At 63.2% G+C, this 17,755-nt stretch carries 16 protein-coding genes; 3 read left to right on the top strand and 13 right to left on the bottom strand.

All coding sequences use genetic code 11. The annotated features are described in order from the left end of the window. Positions 1-5: 5 nt before the first annotated feature. From G3T16_RS19520 to G3T16_RS19510, 3 genes are read right to left on the bottom strand one after another with little or no spacing between them, the layout of a single operon-like run. Positions 6-272: a hypothetical protein gene (locus G3T16_RS19520; protein WP_163496691.1), complete on the bottom strand. Its 267-nt coding sequence runs from the start codon at positions 270-272 to the stop codon at positions 6-8. Next, positions 200-724 carry a hypothetical protein gene (locus G3T16_RS19515; protein WP_163496690.1) on the bottom strand — a complete coding sequence of 175 codons (525 nt, stop codon included), beginning with the start codon at positions 722-724 and terminating at the stop codon, positions 200-202. The genes G3T16_RS19520 and G3T16_RS19515 overlap by 73 nt, the downstream gene beginning before the upstream one ends. Further along, a complete protein-coding gene (locus G3T16_RS19510) occupies positions 721-2,472 on the bottom strand; it encodes an autotransporter assembly complex protein TamA (protein ID WP_163496689.1) in 1,752 nt (583 codons plus the stop codon). The genes G3T16_RS19515 and G3T16_RS19510 overlap by 4 nt, the downstream gene beginning before the upstream one ends. A gap of 291 nt (positions 2,473-2,763) precedes the next feature. On the opposite strand from G3T16_RS19510, the gene G3T16_RS19505 reads away from it, so the two are divergent. Then, positions 2,764-3,249, top strand: coding sequence for an asparaginase domain-containing protein (locus G3T16_RS19505; protein ID WP_163496688.1), 486 nt, complete (start codon positions 2,764-2,766; stop codon positions 3,247-3,249). A 66-nt stretch (positions 3,250-3,315) separates the two neighbouring features. Here G3T16_RS19505 and G3T16_RS19500 read toward each other — a convergent pair whose 3' ends face one another. After that, the gene (locus tag G3T16_RS19500) at positions 3,316-3,801 is read right to left on the bottom strand and encodes a winged helix-turn-helix transcriptional regulator (RefSeq protein WP_163496687.1); all 486 of its coding nucleotides are present in this window, start codon (positions 3,799-3,801) and stop codon (positions 3,316-3,318) included. A 137-nt stretch (positions 3,802-3,938) separates the two neighbouring features. On the opposite strand from G3T16_RS19500, the gene putA reads away from it, so the two are divergent. Then, a complete protein-coding gene (gene putA, locus G3T16_RS19495) occupies positions 3,939-7,700 on the top strand; it encodes a bifunctional proline dehydrogenase/L-glutamate gamma-semialdehyde dehydrogenase PutA (protein ID WP_163496686.1) in 3,762 nt (1,253 codons plus the stop codon). A gap of 6 nt (positions 7,701-7,706) precedes the next feature. Here the strand turns inward: putA and G3T16_RS19490 are convergent, their stop codons facing one another. The 3 genes from G3T16_RS19490 to G3T16_RS19480 form a co-directional block, all read right to left on the bottom strand. Continuing rightward, entirely contained in the window at positions 7,707-8,774 is a 1,068-nt protein-coding gene (locus G3T16_RS19490) for a hypothetical protein (protein WP_197911763.1), read from the bottom strand. A 97-nt stretch (positions 8,775-8,871) separates the two neighbouring features. Continuing rightward, a complete protein-coding gene (locus G3T16_RS19485) occupies positions 8,872-9,513 on the bottom strand; it encodes a hypothetical protein (protein ID WP_163496685.1) in 642 nt (213 codons plus the stop codon). 194 nt (positions 9,514-9,707) lie between these two features. Then, complete coding sequence (locus tag G3T16_RS19480; protein ID WP_163496684.1) at positions 9,708-10,208, bottom strand: L,D-transpeptidase family protein; 501 nt, start codon at positions 10,206-10,208, stop codon at positions 9,708-9,710. A 123-nt stretch (positions 10,209-10,331) separates the two neighbouring features. On the opposite strand from G3T16_RS19480, the gene G3T16_RS19475 reads away from it, so the two are divergent. Continuing rightward, a complete protein-coding gene (locus G3T16_RS19475; RefSeq protein WP_163496683.1) occupies positions 10,332-10,601 on the top strand; it encodes an Lpp/OprI family alanine-zipper lipoprotein in 270 nt (89 codons plus the stop codon). 59 nt (positions 10,602-10,660) lie between these two features. Here the strand turns inward: G3T16_RS19475 and G3T16_RS19470 are convergent, their stop codons facing one another. The 6 genes from G3T16_RS19470 to G3T16_RS19445 all read right to left on the bottom strand — a co-directional run bounded on the left by G3T16_RS19470 (position 10,661) and on the right by G3T16_RS19445 (position 17,615). Next, the gene (locus G3T16_RS19470; protein ID WP_163496682.1) at positions 10,661-11,662 is read right to left on the bottom strand and encodes a L,D-transpeptidase family protein; all 1,002 of its coding nucleotides are present in this window, start codon (positions 11,660-11,662) and stop codon (positions 10,661-10,663) included. A gap of 120 nt (positions 11,663-11,782) precedes the next feature. Next, entirely contained in the window at positions 11,783-12,655 is an 873-nt protein-coding gene (locus G3T16_RS19465; RefSeq protein WP_163496681.1) for an enoyl-CoA hydratase-related protein, read from the bottom strand. 36 nt (positions 12,656-12,691) lie between these two features. Then, the gene (locus G3T16_RS19460; protein ID WP_163496680.1) at positions 12,692-13,900 is read right to left on the bottom strand and encodes an acetyl-CoA C-acetyltransferase; all 1,209 of its coding nucleotides are present in this window, start codon (positions 13,898-13,900) and stop codon (positions 12,692-12,694) included. Between the two features lie 300 nt (positions 13,901-14,200). Next, a complete protein-coding gene (gene maiA, locus G3T16_RS19455) occupies positions 14,201-14,866 on the bottom strand; it encodes a maleylacetoacetate isomerase (protein WP_232059170.1) in 666 nt (221 codons plus the stop codon). After that, on the bottom strand, positions 14,863-15,582 hold the full coding sequence (locus G3T16_RS19450; protein WP_163496679.1) for a dienelactone hydrolase family protein: 720 nt from the start codon (positions 15,580-15,582) through the stop codon (positions 14,863-14,865). The genes maiA and G3T16_RS19450 overlap by 4 nt, the downstream gene beginning before the upstream one ends. An 89-nt stretch (positions 15,583-15,671) precedes the next feature. Continuing rightward, a complete protein-coding gene (locus G3T16_RS19445; RefSeq protein ID WP_163496678.1) occupies positions 15,672-17,615 on the bottom strand; it encodes an aminotransferase class I/II-fold pyridoxal phosphate-dependent enzyme in 1,944 nt (647 codons plus the stop codon). Positions 17,616-17,755: the final 140 nt, after the last annotated feature.

Genomic DNA, 17,755 nt, shown 5'->3' with positions numbered 1-17,755 from the left:
CGCCGTCAGCTGCAGCTGCCGCCCTCCCAGCTGCCGCGCAGGGACAGTGATTCATGTTGGTGCTCGAGCTCACCGAAACGCCAGCGCGGTTGCTGCAAACGCAAGTCTTCGATTACCAGTGCGACGGGCAGGAACAGTTCTGGCAGCACCAGCGGCTCGGGACCGCTGTCCTCATCATCCGTTGCCGCGGCCTCCAGTATCAGCTCTGGCCCGGCGATATGCAGCTTTTCCAGCCGCACAGTGGAACCGGCGGCGGCCAGTGCCAGCTGCATCTGCCCTGTTGCCAGCGCCCTCCCGGCCACTGCAACTGCAGCTGCCCGACCTGTATCGAGGGCGCCCGCAGCCCGAACGGCAGGCTCAGCATCTTATCGGCGCCAGCCTCGCTGAGCTCCTCGTTCTCCTCGGTGTCGGCATCAACCAGCACCACCGCGACCGCAGCCAGGCGCAATTGCTCGATACAGAACTCGCTCTGCCACAGACATGCCGGGCGCAATTGGCTGTGCCAGTCATTGATCTCGACGGTGAGCGCCTCCAACTCGAGCCGCAGGCTCCGCAACCGCAGCTCTCCCAGCAAGCTGCCGCTGTGATAATCCAGCTGTACCGGCGAGGAGGCCGGCACCAGTCCCAGCAACAGGCGAGTGCCCTGGGCGGTAAACGGCGCCGCCGCCAGCAGTACCACTGCCACCAGCAGCATTGCCACAACCAGCTGCGCGAAACGCTTCAAAACTCGGCTCCAATATTGATATGCACTTCCCAGCCCGGTTGATCTTCGCTCAGGCTGCGGGCCAGTTCGAACTTGATCGCTCCGACCGGTGTCAGGTAGTGCAGGCCGAGACCCGCCGCATAGTGAGCCTCGAACTCACCCTCGTCAAAGGCGTCTCCGGCATCGGCAAACACCGCCGCCCGCCAGTTGGGCAGGAATCTATACTGGTATTCCAGACTGCCCGCCAGCAAGCGGTCCCCACCCAGTACAAAATCGCGCCGCTCGCCATCGTCCAATTCCAGGGTAGTCCTGTTGCCGATCGACTGGTAGCTGAACCCGCGAAGACTCTGGGAGCCGCCTGCAAAAAAGCTCAGCGAGGGTGCCAGCGCGTCCCGCTGTCCCTCGCCAATGAAGGCGGCCCCCGCCTCGGTGCGCGCCACCAGGCGGTGGCCCTCCCCCAGCGGCGTGACATACACCCAGTGACCATAGACCCGCAGCATGTCGATATCCGAGCCCAGGCTGCCGGATGTCCCTTCAAGGCTGTAAAACTGGCTGAAACCACGCAGCGGATTGACCAGCGGCCCCTCGCGCCATTTGTGCGACAGCGACAGGCCCGGCAGCAGGTAACGTTCATCATCGCGGATAGGGCCCGCGTCCCACTGCTCATCGAGCACCCGCACATGGTAACTGCGGATCCAGTTGCCACTGCGCCGCTCGCGTCGCACCATGAGTTCCCGCTGCAGGCTGTCCATGTCACCGAACTCGTTCTGCTCCAGCCGGGCGCTGAATTGCAACACATCGTCCAGCGGGTGTGTCAGCGGAATGTTATAGGCGACACGGCCGCTGGGATTGATGGCCGAGTACTCCAGCCGGGTCTCCTGGCTGTGACCGTGACGATTTATCCGGGGTGTACGCCAGGTCAGGGAGAGACGCTCTTCGGTATCGGTGCTGTAGCCGATGCCGACATCAAAACTGTGGCGCTTGGCGGCGTGGAGTTCCAGCAGCAGCGGCACCTTCCCGTCGGCCCGCTGTTCGAGCTGTGGCCGGACCGTAATGCCGGAAAAGTAGCCGGTGCGTTGCAGTTGCGCCTGCAGCGTCTGCAGGCGCCCGAGTTCATAGGGATCGCCCGCTTCAAAAGGCTGCAGAGTTGCGAGCATGTCCCGGGACAGCACGGCGTCATCCACCGTGATCTCTCCGATACGGTAGCGCGGTCCGCTGGCATAGTGCAGCTCGACCTTGGCAGTGGCGCCCACCGGCTCCACGGAGACCCGGTGCTGCAGCAATTCGGCGTCGAAATAGCCCCGGCGTTGACCCAGGCTCAAGAGCGAGGACTTGAAATCGTCGTAGTGCCCGTGATGCAGCACATCGCCTTCCCGCAGCGGCTTGTCAGCGAGCAGCCTGGCAAAGGCCTCATCCTCCACCGCGGCGCCGCTGATCTGTATCTGCAGTTGTTCGATACGTACCGGTTCGCCAGGCTCCACGTTAATCAGCAGTTGCCAGGGATCCTGCTGGCGATCCAGTGACAGGTCGATATCAGCCCGGTAATAACCCAGTGCCTGCAAGCTGCGCTCAGTGCGATCGCGCACCGACACCATGAAGTTGGCCCGCGCCGGCACGGTCTCCGGGGCGGGCCCGAGCCAGGCCTCGACGTTGGAGCGCAGGGGGGACTCCAATCCTTCCACCCTGTACTCCAGCACTGGATTCGCCTGCACCACCCCCGCCACCAGCAGCAGGCACAGGCTCCAACGACGACCCAGCAGCGACAGCATTCGCAGGATCAGCGACTGACAGCGGGGCTGGGGCAGTGGATATCATGGAGCGGGATCCGCCGTTCGTAAAAGCTCATTGTGCGTCTCGTGTTGGAATTGGAAACATTATAACGGAGGCGGATACGACAAGCCCACGCTACCGACGCGGATTCGGGAGATCCCCTCTACCACGTTTGAGACCCCAATTGGCGGCAAGTTCCTGCGAACGGCCGCCGCTTTGCGGGCCGAGTACCCAGTCCCGGACCCAGCCGCTATACTGGCCGGCCACATCCGACCGGCGACACCTGAACAATGAAGCTGCATATCATCACTACCGGTGGCACCATCGACAAGATCTACTTCGACGCCAAGAGCGACTACCAGATCGGCGACCCCGTCATAGGGGAGCTGCTGCAGCGAATGGGCGCCGGGTTTGAATATTCGGTGGAATCGGCCATGCGCAAGGACAGTCTGGACCTGACCGCGGCCGACCGGGCCAGGATCCGCGCCGCCGCCGAACGCTGCAGTGAGGAATGCGTACTGATCACCCACGGCACCGACGGCATGGTGGCCACAGCCGGGGCGCTGGCCGGCGTGCTGGGCAAGTGCATCGTGCTCACCGGGGCGCTGCAGCCGGCGGCCTTTGCCCATTCCGACGCCATCTTCAATATCGGTTGTGCAATCGGCGCAGTCCAGAGCAAGCCGCCGGGGGTCTACATTGCGATGAACGGGTTGGTGTTCGATGCCGACAAGGTGACCAAGAATGTAGCGGCCAACCGTTTCGAACCACTTCCCTGAACAGGCATCAGCCTGCCGGTGACTGCGGCAGCCAGACCATGTCGCCAATCCCGACAAACGGGCGGCTCAATCGGTCAGCGGCAAGCCCAGGTCCTGTTTGATTGCTTCGATCACTACATAGGTATGGGTCTGGGCCACCTCCGGCAGATCGACGATAGTCGCGAGTACACCGCGGTAGGCCTCCATGTCCGCCAGCCGTAATTTGAGCAGGTAGTCAAAGCCACCAGCTACCATGTGACACTCCGCCACCGCCGGGATCAGTACCACCTGGTCGCGAAAGCGGTCAAATACCTCGGCCGTGGTCCGATCCAGGGTTACCTGAATGAACGCAGTCGTACCGAAACCCAGCGCGGCCGCGTTGAGCCTGGCACCATAACCCTGGATCAGGCCGCCAGCCTCAAGCCGGCGCACTCGCTCCAGACAGGGACTGGGACTCAGGTTTACCTGGCGGGCCAGCGCCACATTCGACATCCTGCCATCGCGCTGCAACAGTGACAGAATCAGCAAATCTGTCCTGTCCAATGTCAGTGCCTGCTGTTTTTGTTGCTTCATAATCTTCGATCCCGGAATTTAATTCTGTAAAAGCTCGCTTAACCAGAATATATTCTCCGAGTCCGTCCAAAAAAACCAGCTCATTCTGCCTCCGGCTCGCTAGAATTTACTTTCCTGAACCGACCGAGCGTGCCGCCATGCTGTTTTCTGACTCCCTCGCCACTGACGACCCCATTCGCCAGCAACTGCGCGACTTCTACCGCAAGGACGAGGCCGAGGTGCTGGCCCTGCTGCTGCCCATCGCGGACATCAGCCACGCCGCCCGCAGCCGCGCCTGGGAACGCGCCCGCAGCCTGGTACTTGCCATTCGCAGGGAGCAGCACGGCAAGGGCGGTGTCGATGCCCTGCTGCAGGAGTACGCCCTGTCCACCGAAGAGGGCGTAGTGTTGATGTGCCTGGCCGAGGCCCTGCTGCGGGTACCGGACCGGCTCACCGTGGATCGCCTGATTCGCGACAAGTTGGCGGATGGCAACTGGAGCGCCCACCTGGGCAACAGCGAGTCGCTGTTCGTCAACGCCTCTGCCTGGGGCCTGCTGCTCACCGGCAAGGTGGTCAATTACAATGAAGAGGACAATCCCCACCAGTTCGGCCTGCTGAAAAAGACCATGGGGCGGCTGGGTGAGCCGGTAATCCGCGCCTCGGTTCGCTACGCGATGCAGATCATGGGCACCCAGTTCGTGATGGGCACCTCGATTGACAAGGCCGTGGAACGGGCCCGCTCGGTGGAGCAACGGGGCTACCGCTATTCCTATGACATGCTGGGGGAAGCTGCCCGCACGATGGCCGATGCGCAACGCTACTATGACAGTTACCTCAACGCGATCGAAGTGATCGGCAAGGCCGCGGCCGGCCGTGGCCCCGAGGCCAGCCCCGGTATCTCGGTCAAACTCTCGGCGCTGCACCCGCGCTACGAATTCGCCCAGCGCGAGCGGGTCATGAGGGAGCTGACCCCACGGCTGCTGCAACTGGCGCTGGCGGCCAGGCAGCAGGATATCGGTTTTACCGTCGATGCCGAGGAAGCCGACCGGCTGGAGCTGTCGCTGGATGTGATCGCCGCGGTATTCTCGGATCCGGCGCTGGAGGGCTGGCAGGGCTTCGGCCTCGCGGTGCAGGCCTACCAGAAGCGCAGCCTGTTTGTGATCGAATGGCTGCGGGCGTTGTCGCTGCAGGTGGGCCGGCGGATAATGGTGCGCCTGGTCAAGGGGGCCTACTGGGACACTGAGATCAAACTGGCCCAGGTGGACGGCCAGGACGATTATCCGGTGTTTACCCGCAAGGCTGCTACCGACGTCTCCTACCAGGCCTGTGCGGCCAAATTGCTGGCCTACCGCGATTCCCTGTATCCCCAGTTCGCCACTCACAACGCCTACACCGTCGCCACCATCCTGGAGATGGACAGCGACCGCAGTGGCTATGAATTCCAGCGCCTGCACGGTATGGGGGAGTCGCTCTACGACCAGGTGGTGGAGGGCGAGAAAGTCCCCTGCCGCGTCTATGCGCCAGTCGGCGTACATGCCGACCTGCTGGCCTACCTGGTGCGCCGCCTGCTCGAAAACGGCGCCAACAGTTCCTTCGTCAACAACATCGTGGATGAGGACATTCCGGTGGAGGCACTGCTGGAAGACCCGGTGGAAACCGTCCGCAGCTGGTCTGTCTGTGCCAATCCGCTGATACCATTGCCAGCCCGGCTGTATGGTGAGGAGCGTCCCAACTCCCGGGGTATGGACCTCAGCGACCCGCGCACCCTGGAGCAGGCCCGGACGGCGATGGAGACCTGGCTGCAGCAGCTGCCCCTGCAGCATGAGCTGCCCGGCGAGCCGCTGGCGGTGCGCAACCCGGCGGACCAGCGGGAAGTGATCGGCCATATCGCGCTGGCGGATCACGCCGGCATCGAGGCCGCGGTCGCGGCGGCGCAGCAGGCCGCTCCAGGCTGGACGGAGACGCCCGTGGCAGAGCGCGCGGCACTGTTGCGAAGCCTGGCCGATGCGCTGGAGCAGCATCGCCACGAGTTGATCGCGCTGTGCTGCAAGGAGGCCGGCAAGACCGTGCCCGACGGCATCGCCGAAGTGCGCGAGGCGGTGGATTTCCTGCGCTACTATGCGGCCCGTGCCGAGGAGGCGGATTTTCCCGGCCAACGACTGCGTCCCCGGGGCGTGATCCTGTGCATCAGCCCGTGGAATTTCCCACTGGCGATTTTTCTGGGCCAGGTCAGTGCCGCGCTGGCTGCCGGCAATACGGTGGTGGCCAAGCCCGCGGAACAGACCAGCCTGATCGCGCTGCGTACCGCGGAACTGATGCAGGACTGCGGCTTTCCCACCGGCGTGATGTCGCTGCTGGTTGCCGCCGGCAGGGCGGTGGGTGAACAACTGGTGCCGGATCCGCGCATCAAGGCGGTGATGTTCACCGGCTCCACCGACACCGGCCGCTGGATCGCCGAGCGCCTGGCCGAGCGTGCCGATGCGCCGGTACCGCTGGTGGCCGAGACCGGCGGCCAGAACTGCATGATGGTCGACTCCACCGCGCTGCCGGAACAGGTGGTGCGGGATGTGCTGGCGTCGGGTTTCCAGAGCGCCGGCCAGCGCTGTTCCGCGCTGCGGGTACTGTTCCTGCAGGAAGATATCGCCGACAAGGTCATCGAGATGACGATCGGCGCCATGCAGGAACTGGCGCTGGGTGACCCGTGCTCGCTGACCACCGATGTCGGCCCGGTGATCGATGCCCGCGCCCGCGCCAGCCTCGAGGATCACGTACGCTACCTGGAGGCCACCGGGCGCCTGCTCTACTGCGCCCAGACACCGGAGCCGGGGGAGCATACCTTCTTCGCACCGAGGTTGTACGAGATCAGCAATCTGTCCCTGCTGGAGCGGGAGGTATTCGGTCCCATCGTGCATGTGATCCGCTATCGCGCCGAAGCCTTTGACGAGGTCCTGGAGCAGATCAACCAGACCGGCTTCGGCCTCACCTTCGGCATTCACAGCCGCATCGAGGACAGCTGCAACCGGGCCGCGGCGCGCATCGAGGCGGGCAACATCTACGTCAACCGCAACATGATTGGCGCCATCGTCGGCGTCCAGCCCTTCGGCGGCCGCGGCCTGTCCGGCACCGGGCCCAAGGCGGGAGGGCCGCAGTATCTGACCCGGCTGGTCACCACCGGCGAGGAAGCCGAAAACGCCGCGGGACAGCAGGAACTGCCGCCACCGGAAGACCGGGAAACCGCTGCGCAGGCACTGGCTGCGGCGGCCCGGGCACAGCGCCAATGGGCAGCACACAGCGTCGCAGAGCGGGTTTCAGTCCTGCGCCGGTTTATCGCCAACCACGCCCGTCAATCCGGCAGCGACAGTTCACTGGCACTGGAGACAACCCTGGCGGCGGTACGCGAGCAACTGCGCCACGCCACCGGCCTGTTGGCCGCGCCCCATGCGCTGCCCGGCCCCACCGGTGAGTCCAACACGTTGCAGTACGAGCCCCGCGGCTGCCTGATGCTGCTCATGGACGACCCCAGCAGCGATGGCGAATACCTGATGGCAGTAGTATCAGCGCTCGCAGCCGGCAACAGCGTTACCGCGGCGGCGGCCGAGGCACAGCTGCCACAGTGGCGGGACGTGGCGCAACTGATGTGCGCCGCGGGTCTGCCCGAAGCATTGTTCACACTGCTGCCACTGGCCGCAGCGGGCAACCTGCTACAGGCGGCGGAGCTGCACGGTGCGCTGGTGCATGCCCGCAGCCGCCACCTGCAGGCCGTGGCACGGCACCTCGCACGCCGGCCGGGGCCGCTACTGCCATTGATAAGCTGTGTTTCGCCGCGCACCTTGCTGTTGCAGACACTGCTGGAGAAATCAGTCAGTACCGATACTACCGCAGCCGGGGGCAACGCCTCGCTGATGACAATGGCAAGCTAGTGGGCCCTACTCCCTGGTAACAGGAGGGGCTTGTGCGACCTCGGCTCCAGCTGGGCCAGCCTGCGATGGCCCGGCGGCGGCGACCGTCCCGGGGGCCATCCCGGCCGGGGCTGTCCCGGCCGCTGCGGCGGGCGTCCCGGGCAGCCACTGTCGGGCCTTCTCACCCATTTCCCGGAACTTGTCGCTGGCGCCCTCCAGCTTCTGCACCCACTCGGGATTGGGCTGCTGGCCCTCGGTAACCCTGAAATAGGCCTGCAGCAGGCAGGCCATCGCCAGCGGGTCGACAATGGCCGCTTTCAGCGACATGGCCAGTACCAGCGCGATGACCATGGTCCAGAAGCCGCCGGTACCCGGAAACAGACTGACCAAGGCCGCCGCGGGAGCCAGCACCAGCAGGAAAATTGCAAACGTTGCCAGCCACACAATGACCGCCAGGAACAGCGCGTTCTTCACCATTTTCCCGTAGTTCTGCGCATACAGTACCAGCGCATCCCGGCCCGACGCCCAGGGGTTTTCCGACCGGGTGCGGATATTGTGGGCCAGGATAGCCTCGTCGACATAGGTGAGGGACAGATTGATCACCCGGGTCACGAAACGCAGCACGGGCTCCAGTCCCGGCAAGGGCAGGAATCGGCCGATAGTCAGCAACAGGCCATTGATGGACTTGATCACCCCCTTGATCAGCTGATCGATGACAAACAACGTGGATGATTCCGCGAAACGTGCCTTGACCTCGGCGGTTGCGAAATCGATCTGGCCCCGGCCGTCTGGAATCGGTCTGTCGTCGATCAGGTACACCAGCACGGCAATATGGCCCGCCTTCACCAGGTAGAGCAGGTATTCACGCATGAAATACAGGATGCCAGAGACAATGCCAAAACCGGCGAATGCGCCCCAGAAGGCAAAACCCTGCGGGTTGTCGCCCACCTTGCCGGCGAGGTAGCCGATGCCGGCACCGCCGCCGGTGCCAATTACGTAGACCAGGGTAATCGCAAAGAATATGAGCAGCCGCAGGCCGATGAAAGGCGCCGTTCTGCTGAGCATTGAAAGGGTTTTACCGAGACTGAAATCCATGACCTGACTCCCTTGTAGATTATGCCGCCCAACATAACAATTGCCGCGGCGCGGTCAAGCAATAACGCCCGAATCGCGCTGTTGGCTCAGGCAGCTCTCAGCCCGGGGTCGCCACAATGGAAGCCACCACCTCGTCCATCGCATCCTGCAGTGCGCTGCATTGGCGCGGAGCAACGCCGCGGATCTCCACACTGAGGCCGTCCCCCTGCAACCACCACTGACGCATCACCACGGGCTCGGCAATTGCACCGAAGCCGGTCAGTTCAGAGCCTCCCGGCAGATTCCTCACTACCGCAAAGCCGGCAAGATCATTGATGCTGACATTCTCTTCCATATGGCATGCGCGCAGGTTCAGGACCCGCGCCCATTTGTCGTTCATGACATTGGCAGGAGTGGGCAGTGGCCGTCTTCGGCAGACACTGATATCCAGGCCAGCCGCCGTCCCGCCGCGCAGGGTAAGGCAATTCCAGCCCGCCTCCTCATCACCGCGGTAGCTTCGCGGTGTTCCGGGACGCAAAATACGGGGTATCAGCGTAAAGCCGAACAGGCGCAGCGGGCCGTCGTAACGCTGTTCAACCGCCAGCTCCCAGTTCGACGGGACTACCAGAGAAAAGCCCAGCCTGTGGTTGACCACGCGCTGGCGGCCGCCCTCCGCTCGTGGAGGCGCCGCCGAGCCACAGGCAGCCACGGCGATGGCGTCACTGGCCGGATCAAACAATTGGCGGAGTAGATACAACATTTCCCGGGCAGGTCCAGTCACGCAAACACCGATCGTCAGGGGGAGGCAGGAATCTGCTTCCTCATGGCGCAACTCTACTGAGCAAGATCGCAATTGTCACAAACTGAACGCTATCCGATCACAGTTCTGTGGGACGGATCACAAAGCCGCTCACCGGGACATCAACTGACCGCCCCTGACAAATGGACGGACAATCACGGACGGATTTCGATCGGGGTCCCGACGCTGACTGCCTGCCAGATCTCGTCCATGTCCTCATTGCTCACAGCAATGCAGCCATCGGTCCAGTTGAACAGCTGGGCGACCTCCGGCGGCCACTCCGCGTCCGGTGGTTGACCGTGAATCATGATATTGCCGCCCGGACTGACACCCAGGCTCTGGGCCCGGAAACGATCCTGGAGATTGGGATAGGAGATCCGTATCGATTTGTAGTAGCGACTGTCGGGGTTTTTGAAGTCAAGAACATAGTGGCCTTCCGGTGTGCGCTCATCACCCGCCTGACGTTTATGTCCCCACGGTACCGGGCCCAGCGCAATGCGGTAGGCGCGCAATGATTTCCCCTCGCGTTTGAGGTAAAGCGTACGTTCCGATTTTACCACCAGTACCTGATCAGCCTGGGGCAGCGCAAGAACAGGCTGCAGGAGGCTGAAAAACAGGAATAAGGTACAAAATTGACGAAATACGCTGCTCTTCACTGGCCTTCTACTCACTGGCAATGGTAATTTGGCTGCGGCCGGCAGCTCCGGCCGGACTTATTCTATTGGCGCCACGGCATGGCGTCATTGACCTAAGCGGTTTTTCGAGCAAGGAGTCTCACCATGAAATCTACCCTGATCAAAGCTGTTTCGATTGCGGCCTTCGCGGCACTGGCCACAGGCTGCGCCAGCAGCGCTCAGCAAGCTGAAATCGACAGCGTTCGCAGCATGGCCGAAGCGGCGCAGCGCTCTGCCAACGAAGCCAAGCAATCTGCGGCTGCTGCCGAGCGTACCGCCAACGAGGCCAAGCGCACCGCAGATGATGCCAAACGCAGCGCCGACGAAGCCAACAGCAAGATCGACCGGGCCTTCAAGCAGTCCATGCAAAAATAATCGGTCCGTAGCGGCCTGCCAGCGAGTATCCGCAGCGCTGGCAGGCCCGCTTTTCCGGCCTACCGCCAGGCGGCCTCATGGTGTGACCGCGCAGCATCGTCTGCAGCGGGCTGCTCATCCGCTTCCACCCGCCAGGCCGGTCCCACCGCCACCGGCAAGCCACTCGACTCCAGTACTGCCACTTCCACCTGATTCCAGCTCACGGAAAAGCCGGGATGGTCGCTGATGGCAGCGGCAATCGCCGCCCGCGCCTGCTGCAGCCGCTGTTCGATACCGACCTGCTCCCATTCCAGCGGTGCGTGCACCTCGGCATAGAGCACATCATCGGACCATCCCACTTTCACCGGCTGGTGCACGATCTGCACCGTGCTGCCCACCGGCACGCGCTCGTAGATGTATTCGATGTCCTCCGGATACATCCGCACACAACCATTGGTCACCTCCATGCCAATACCCAGTGGCCGGTTGGTCCCGTGAATCAGGTAGGCGGGCAGGTTGAGATACAGCGCGTGACTGCCCAGCGGATTGTCGGGTCCCGGAGGCACGCGGGTCGGCAGTGTTTCTCCCAGCGCAGCCCGGTCGCGGCGTATGGATTCCGGCGGATACCAGCTGGGATTGCGCGCCTTGCGGGTCACTTTGGCTGTGGCCAGCGGCGTCTGCCGCCCCTGGCGGCCGATACTGATTGCGTAGACACCCACTTCGGATGGTCCGTCCCCGGCGGTCGACTGGTAGTGATACAGACGCATTTCCGCAGTATTGATCACGATGCCTTCGCGTTTTGCCTGCGGCAGGATATGCCAGGTGGGGAGCATCACCTCGGTACCCTCGCCCGGCAACCAGGCATCCACCAGCGGATTGACGGCCCGGATCGCGCCGTAACCGGTCCCGTAACGGCGCCCGATCTGTACCAGGGTGTCTTCCTCAGCGGCGGTGGTCAGCTGTGGCTGACCCACCAGATCCTCCCCTGCACCGGGGACAGAGTAAAGACTCCCGGCAGCTGTTTCGGCGCCAGCCAGCAGTGCCAGCAGTGTCAGCAGTGGTGACAAGGACAAGTGTTTCATATCGACCTGAATGCAGCAGCAAGACAGAAATGGTAATGGATAACGCCGCTGCATTCATCCTTTGCTGGACGCCACTGCGATGACAACCGGATCGTGGCCCAACTCATGCAGGCCGGGATATCAGTTCCCGGCCCGGGCTGTCGTCGCCAGCCAGGTGAGGCCGCGGGACTCGATCCGCAGTGCGGTGTCCAGATCCAGCCGCAGCGCTTCCACCGCACAGTCCAGGATCAGCTCCGGTGCCGGCAACAGGCCGCGGGTCTTTTGCCACAGCATGGCTGGGGCGATGGTGATCAGCTGGGCGATATGCGGGTTGGAGGGACCGCCGCCGGGTGGCCGAAAGCCCTTCCTGTCCCAGGGCTGCACCGCCGCCTCGGGATCATCCTTCCGTGACAGCAGCCAGGCCCGTGCACGCGGCAACAACTGGTCCTGGGCCGCAACCGTCTCGTCGATCAGGCCCGCCTCCAGCGCAGCCGCCGGAGCCACCCGGATACCCTCCAACAGATAGGGCAACGCCTTCTCCAGCCCCAACAGCTTGACCATGCGCACCACGCCACCGCCGCCGGGCAGCAGGCCGAGGGTCACCTCCGGCAGACCCAGCTGGACACTGTGATCGTCGACCGCGATGCGGTAATTGCAGGCCAGGCAAAGCTCGAAGCCGCCGCCCAGTGCAGTGCCATTGATCGCGGCCACCACCGGCACCGGCAGTTTTTCCAGGCGCCGGAACTCGCCCTTGTTCTGTTCGCATTGGGCCATGAATGCCGCCGCGTCACCGGGCCTGGTGGCCGGCAGCTCATCCAGATCACCACCGGCGAACAAGCCGGTCCTGGCGGAGGCGAATATCACACCGCACAGCCCCGACTCCTGTTCCAGCCGGGCCACAGTGGCCGCCATTGCTTCCCGATACTGGGCATTCATCGCGTTGACCGGCCCTGTCATATCTATGGTGACAGTGACAATACCGTCGGCGTCCTTCTCGTACTTGAATACACTCATGTCCACGTTTTCCTTGATCCGGCTTGCAACGCCCTGTTAGAGACGCTCGATAATGGTGGAGATTCCCATGCCACCCCCGACACACAGCGACAACATTGCACGCTTCAGGCTGCGCCGCTCGAGTTCGTCCAGCATGATGCTGACCAGCATGGCGCCGGTCGCGCCCAGTGGATGCCCCATCGCAATGGCCCCACCGTTGACGTTGGTGACTTCGTGGCCGATACCCAGGTCCTTCATGTAGCGCATGGCCACCGACGCGAAGGCCTCGTTGATCTCCCACAAATCGATATCAGACTTGTCCAGGCCCGCCTTGCGCAGGCATTTCTCTGCCGCCGGCCCGGGACCGGTAAGCATGATGACCGGGTCGGTGGACAGCACTGCCGTAGCGACGATACGACCTCGCGGGCTTAGCCCCAGGTCCTTGCCGGCGCGCTCGCTGCCAATCAATACCGCACTGCTGCCATCGACGATGCCAGAGGAATTGCCCGGCGTATGCACGTGTTCGATATGCTCCAGGGTGTTGTATTTGGCCAGGATAATCGCGTCAAAACCAAGCTGCCCGGGTACTGCAAAGGACGGTTTCAGCGCCGCCAGTCCCTCGGGCGTGGTATCGGGTTTGATGAAATCGTCCCGCTCCAGGATCATCAGCCCGTTGCGGTCCCGCACCGGAATCACCGAGCGGTCAAAGTAGCCGCTGTCCCTGGCGTGAGCGGCGCGGCGCTGTGACTCCAGCGCGAAGGCATCCACATCCTCGCGACTCCAGCCCTCCAGGGTAGCGATAGTGTCGGCACCGATGCCCTGAGGGACAAATCCGGATTTCAGGCTGAAGGCCGGATCGCCTCCCATGGGCCCACCATTGGAGCCCATCGGTACCCGCGACATGCATTCCACCCCGCCGGCAACGACCAGATCCTCCCAGCCGGAGGCAATCCTCTGGGCTGCTATATTCACGGCTTCGAGTCCTGACGCACAAAAGCGATCCAACTGGACGCCGGGCACCGATTCGTCCCAGTCGGCATTCTGGACGATCATCTTGGCGATGTCCGAGCCCTGCTCACCGATGGGCGTGACACAACCCATGACCACGTCATCGACATAGGCCGTGTCCAGATCGTGGCGGGCCTGTAACGCCCGCAACAGACCCGCGCCCAGATCCACCGGCTTCACCTCATGCAGGCTGCCCGTGGATTTGCCCTTGCTGCGCGGTGTACGCACAGCGTCGTAGATATAGGCGGTATGTGACATGCGATTCCTCTCTGCTCAGGGTATGACGGCGTCGGTGCGGGGGATCCGGTTGCTGTTGCCGCCAGGGTCGGCGCGCGCAACACCGCTATCTTGCGAGTACAGGCCTGCGCTGACAATGATGCCAGGTGTAAAAAAAATTGACCGAAGGTGACAGCTCACGGTTTCGGTGCTGCCAGCGGTACGTGGACTGTCGCGGTTCCGCAGCCCGCGGGGACAGGCCCGCCCACCGTGGCAGTCGGGTCGCGGGCAGGGTCTGAATGCAGCAGTTCCTGCAGCCACGCAGCACTGCCCGGACCGGAACTATTGCGGTTTCGTGGCCTCCGGGCCGGCACTGGCAAAGGCGGGCAACTGTTCCAGATTCAGCGCAATGCGCTGCAGGCGGGGGAACGCTGTCAAGTCCTGCTTGAAGCGCCTGGCATTGTACATCTGAGGCAGCAGGCAGGCATCGGCCAGGGTCGGCGAGGTACCAAAACAGTAGTCGCTGCCGGTCACCAGTTGTTCCAGCGCGCTGAAACCCAGGTCTATCCAGTGATGATACCAGGCGAGCCTGGCCTCATCGCTGACCGCAAGGCTGCCTGTCAGGTAGTTGAGCACCCGCAGGTTGTTCAGCGGATGAATATCGCTGCTGATGGTCTGGACCATGGCCCGCACCCGCGCGCGGGCCAGCGGCTCCGTTGGCAGTAATGCAGGCTCCGGCCAGGTTTCCTCCAGCCACTCCAGAATGGCGACCGACTGGGTCAGCAGTTCGCCATCCCCGGTGATCAGTGCCGGCACCAGTCCCTGGGGGTTCAGGGCCAGGTAGTCATCCGAGCGCTGGTCCCCATCGACCAGATTGACTGCGACACGCTCGTAATCCAGCCCTTTCAGGTTCAACGCGATGCGTACCCTGTAGGCCGCTGAGGAACGAAAGTAATCGTACAGTTGCAGGCCGCCCATCTCCTCTCTTGACGAGCTGGTTCCGCTCACGCCAGAACCTCATCGAGAAAGTTTGTCAACGCGCACCAGGAGCGGCGATCCGCATCGGCCTGGTAGACGGTGCCAAAATCGGGATCATCGGCATTCGGGTTGGTGAACGCGTGCAGGGTATTGCCGTAGGCATGCAGCTGCCAGTCTGCACCGGCCGCGGTCAGCTCGCTGGCCAGGGCCAGCACGCTGTCGGGCGGTACCATCGGGTCGTCATAGCCATGCAGGCACAATACTTTTGCGCTGATGGTCGTGCCTTCGGTATTCCCCGGTGGATTGAACAGACCGTGGAAACTGACCACACCGCGCACATCCGCGCCGGCACGGGCCAGGTCGAGCACAGTAAGGCCACCGAAGCAAAAACCGATGGCGGCAGTACAGCCGGCGTCAACCTCTGCCTGCTGGCCCATCACCTCCACCCCCAGTTTCACCAGTGCCTGCAGCCGCGGCCGATCCTCGAGCAAGGGCGCAATCAGGGCGCCGCACTCCTCCTTGCCATCGCCACGCACACCTTTGCCGAATACGTCGAGGGCGAAGCCGGCGTAACCGAGCTGCGCCAGCGCCACCGCCTTGTCCTCTTCAAATTCTGTGCGACCCGCCCAGGCATGGGCGATGGCGATGCCGGGGCGGGGTCCCGCCACGCTGTCGTCCCAGGCCAGCATGCCCTCGTAGGTATTGCCCGCGTGTTGATACTCGATCATTCGTGTCTGGATCGCCATGCCGTCTCCTGTTGCTGGTCCTGTTTGAAGAGTGATATAGCCTAGTACATGCACAGCGACGAGACCAGCCCCGCCCACGATGGGCGGAATCAACCGCCCGCGGCGACGGCCGCGGGTTGCCCGGGTGTGCCGCTGACTACCCGCAGACAGACCTGCTCCCCCTCCCCTGCCAGGCCATGAATCTCGATCCCGTTATTGCTGTGATGCAGGTCGAACAGGAAATCGGCAATTTCGGCCGTGACGACCTGGCCGGGGATCAACACCGGAATTCCGGGAGGATAGGGGACGATCTGGTCGGCACTGACGGCCCCCACCAGGCCGGGATTGACGCTGCCGTTGCCGGCCACCAACGGTAGCGCCTGAGTGGGACCGAAATAGGCCTGCCGGGGCAACAGCAGGAACTCGCTGAGGCTGGGCAGCGGCGTCACACTGCGGCGAACGGGCGCAGTCGTGTTGCCCGCCGGGGATTGAGCCGCCAGTTTCTGCATCGCATTGAGCAAGCGCAGTACCTTGCTGTCCGTCGCTCCCAACGTCACCAGGATGCTCAGTGTGTTGTGGGTGACCTTTTCCACCTGCACTCCAAAGTCCTCGAACAGCGCCAGCTGTAGCTGCCGTGCCGAAAATCCCGAAGCCGAGACATCGACGCTCAGCTTGCAGGGATCCAGCCGGATGCCATCGTCACCCAGCTCTTCAGGCAACATGTCGGCCAGGGTCAATACCCGGAACACGCCGGTGCGGTTGATACCCTCGCGCAGGCGCGCGGCAATGGCGAAGCAGTGCTGCAGGCGCCCGAAACCCTCCATGCTCATCTGCTTGCGAGCCACGTCAAGGCTGGCAATCATCGCGTACTGGGGGCTGGTGGAGGTATGCATGTTGAGGTTTTCACGGAAGCGGTGCTCATCGAAATCCGGATCACCCACATGGATCATGCTGGCCTGGGAAAAGGCCGACAGCATCTTGTGGGTACTTTGAGTCACATAGTCGGCGCCACATTCCAGCGCACAGGGCCGGGTCTCGGGATGAAACCGGCCATGGGCGTACCAGGCTTCGTCGATCAGTACCTTGATACCCGCGGCGTGGGCGCATTCGATGATCGGCGCCAGCTCGTAGCGGAAGCCGTCGTAGGTACAGCTGGTCAGTACCAGCAACCGGGCATCGGGGTGGGCCGCTATCGCCGCCAGCACACGTTCGCGCGGCACCGGCCCGTAGAAACCGTAGCGAGGATTCAGCGAGGCCTCCAGGTAGACCGGTTCGGCGCCGAACAACACCATCGCATGGTGCACCGACTTGTGGCAGGCCTGGTCGAGGATCACCTTGCCCCCGGCCCCCAGCATTTGCTGCAGGATGACCTTGTTGGCGGTTGACGTACCGTTGGTGACAAAAAAGGTATGGCGGGCGCCGAAGGCCTGGGCCGCCAGTTCCTGGGCTTCCTGAATAACGCTGTGGGGCTCCAGCAGTGAGTCCAGCGACTGTACCGAGACCGACAGGTCAGTGTTGAAAATATGCTCGCCCATCATCTGGTAAAAATCGCTGACCCAGGGGCTGTCGCGCAGGCTGTCGCCGCCGGAATGTCCGGGCGTGTGCCAGGCGTCCTTGGCGCTGTAGACGTAATCGCGCAGGGTATCGGCAAACGGTGTCCGCGCCCGCCGTGCAATGGCATTGCGCACCTGGCGATACAGATGAACGGGCTTGTCATCGCGCCGGTCCAGCAACGCCACCGGCAGATCCTGGACCTCGGTAGTGCCGGCGACCATCAGGAACAGGTCCAGCTCCGGGCGCAGCCGGGCCAGCTCCCGTACGGCTGCCTCCGGCGCGCGCAGTGAACCGGCGTCCAGTATCATCGCCTGCAGCAGGCCATCACTGAGGGCGAGCCGATGTGCTGCCTTGAGCCCCGACGCGAGTACGAATTCAAACTCGCAATGCTGCGGCGAACGCTCCTCCTGTGCCGAGCAGCGGTTGAGGTCTGCTGCCAGCGCTGTGATGAAGGCCGTGTCGGTGCCAACCACGGCCACCGTGGCGCGCAATTCACGCATGGGGGTCTCCTGTATTGGTTATTGCAGTAGTCTGCCGAAGCCGGGCGCTCAACAAACTCGCTGGTGGCATTCAGTTTAGGGGGCTGCCATGTCAGAATGAACAGCAATTATGCTGGATTGACGAACAATTTCAGCCAGGT

Source organism: Kineobactrum salinum (assembly GCF_010669285.1).
Taxonomy (GTDB): Bacteria; Pseudomonadota; Gammaproteobacteria; order Pseudomonadales; family Halieaceae; genus Kineobactrum; species Kineobactrum salinum.
Note: the sequence above shows the minus strand (reverse complement) of the source record. Positions and strands in the feature narration are given on the sequence as shown.

What these genes read in the sequence shown, in the direction of transcription:
- G3T16_RS19520 (WP_163496691.1), bottom strand. Translation starts at nt 272, where the DNA reads ATGCAGCTGGCACTGGCCGCCGCCGGTTCCACTGTGCGGCTGGAAAAG.
- G3T16_RS19510 (WP_163496689.1), bottom strand. Translation starts at nt 2,472, where the DNA reads ATGCTGTCGCTGCTGGGTCGTCGTTGGAGCCTGTGCCTGCTGCTGGTG.
- G3T16_RS19505 (WP_163496688.1), top strand. Translation starts at nt 2,764, where the DNA reads ATGAAGCTGCATATCATCACTACCGGTGGCACCATCGACAAGATCTAC.
- G3T16_RS19500 (WP_163496687.1), bottom strand. Translation starts at nt 3,801, where the DNA reads ATGAAGCAACAAAAACAGCAGGCACTGACATTGGACAGGACAGATTTG.
- putA (WP_163496686.1), top strand. Translation starts at nt 3,939, where the DNA reads ATGCTGTTTTCTGACTCCCTCGCCACTGACGACCCCATTCGCCAGCAA.
- G3T16_RS19490 (WP_197911763.1), bottom strand. Translation starts at nt 8,774, where the DNA reads ATGGATTTCAGTCTCGGTAAAACCCTTTCAATGCTCAGCAGAACGGCG.
- G3T16_RS19485 (WP_163496685.1), bottom strand. Translation starts at nt 9,513, where the DNA reads ATGTTGTATCTACTCCGCCAATTGTTTGATCCGGCCAGTGACGCCATC.
- G3T16_RS19475 (WP_163496683.1), top strand. Translation starts at nt 10,332, where the DNA reads ATGAAATCTACCCTGATCAAAGCTGTTTCGATTGCGGCCTTCGCGGCA.
- G3T16_RS19470 (WP_163496682.1), bottom strand. Translation starts at nt 11,662, where the DNA reads ATGAAACACTTGTCCTTGTCACCACTGCTGACACTGCTGGCACTGCTG.
- G3T16_RS19465 (WP_163496681.1), bottom strand. Translation starts at nt 12,655, where the DNA reads ATGAGTGTATTCAAGTACGAGAAGGACGCCGACGGTATTGTCACTGTC.
- G3T16_RS19460 (WP_163496680.1), bottom strand. Translation starts at nt 13,900, where the DNA reads ATGTCACATACCGCCTATATCTACGACGCTGTGCGTACACCGCGCAGC.
- G3T16_RS19450 (WP_163496679.1), bottom strand. Translation starts at nt 15,582, where the DNA reads ATGGCGATCCAGACACGAATGATCGAGTATCAACACGCGGGCAATACC.
- G3T16_RS19445 (WP_163496678.1), bottom strand. Translation starts at nt 17,615, where the DNA reads ATGCGTGAATTGCGCGCCACGGTGGCCGTGGTTGGCACCGACACGGCC.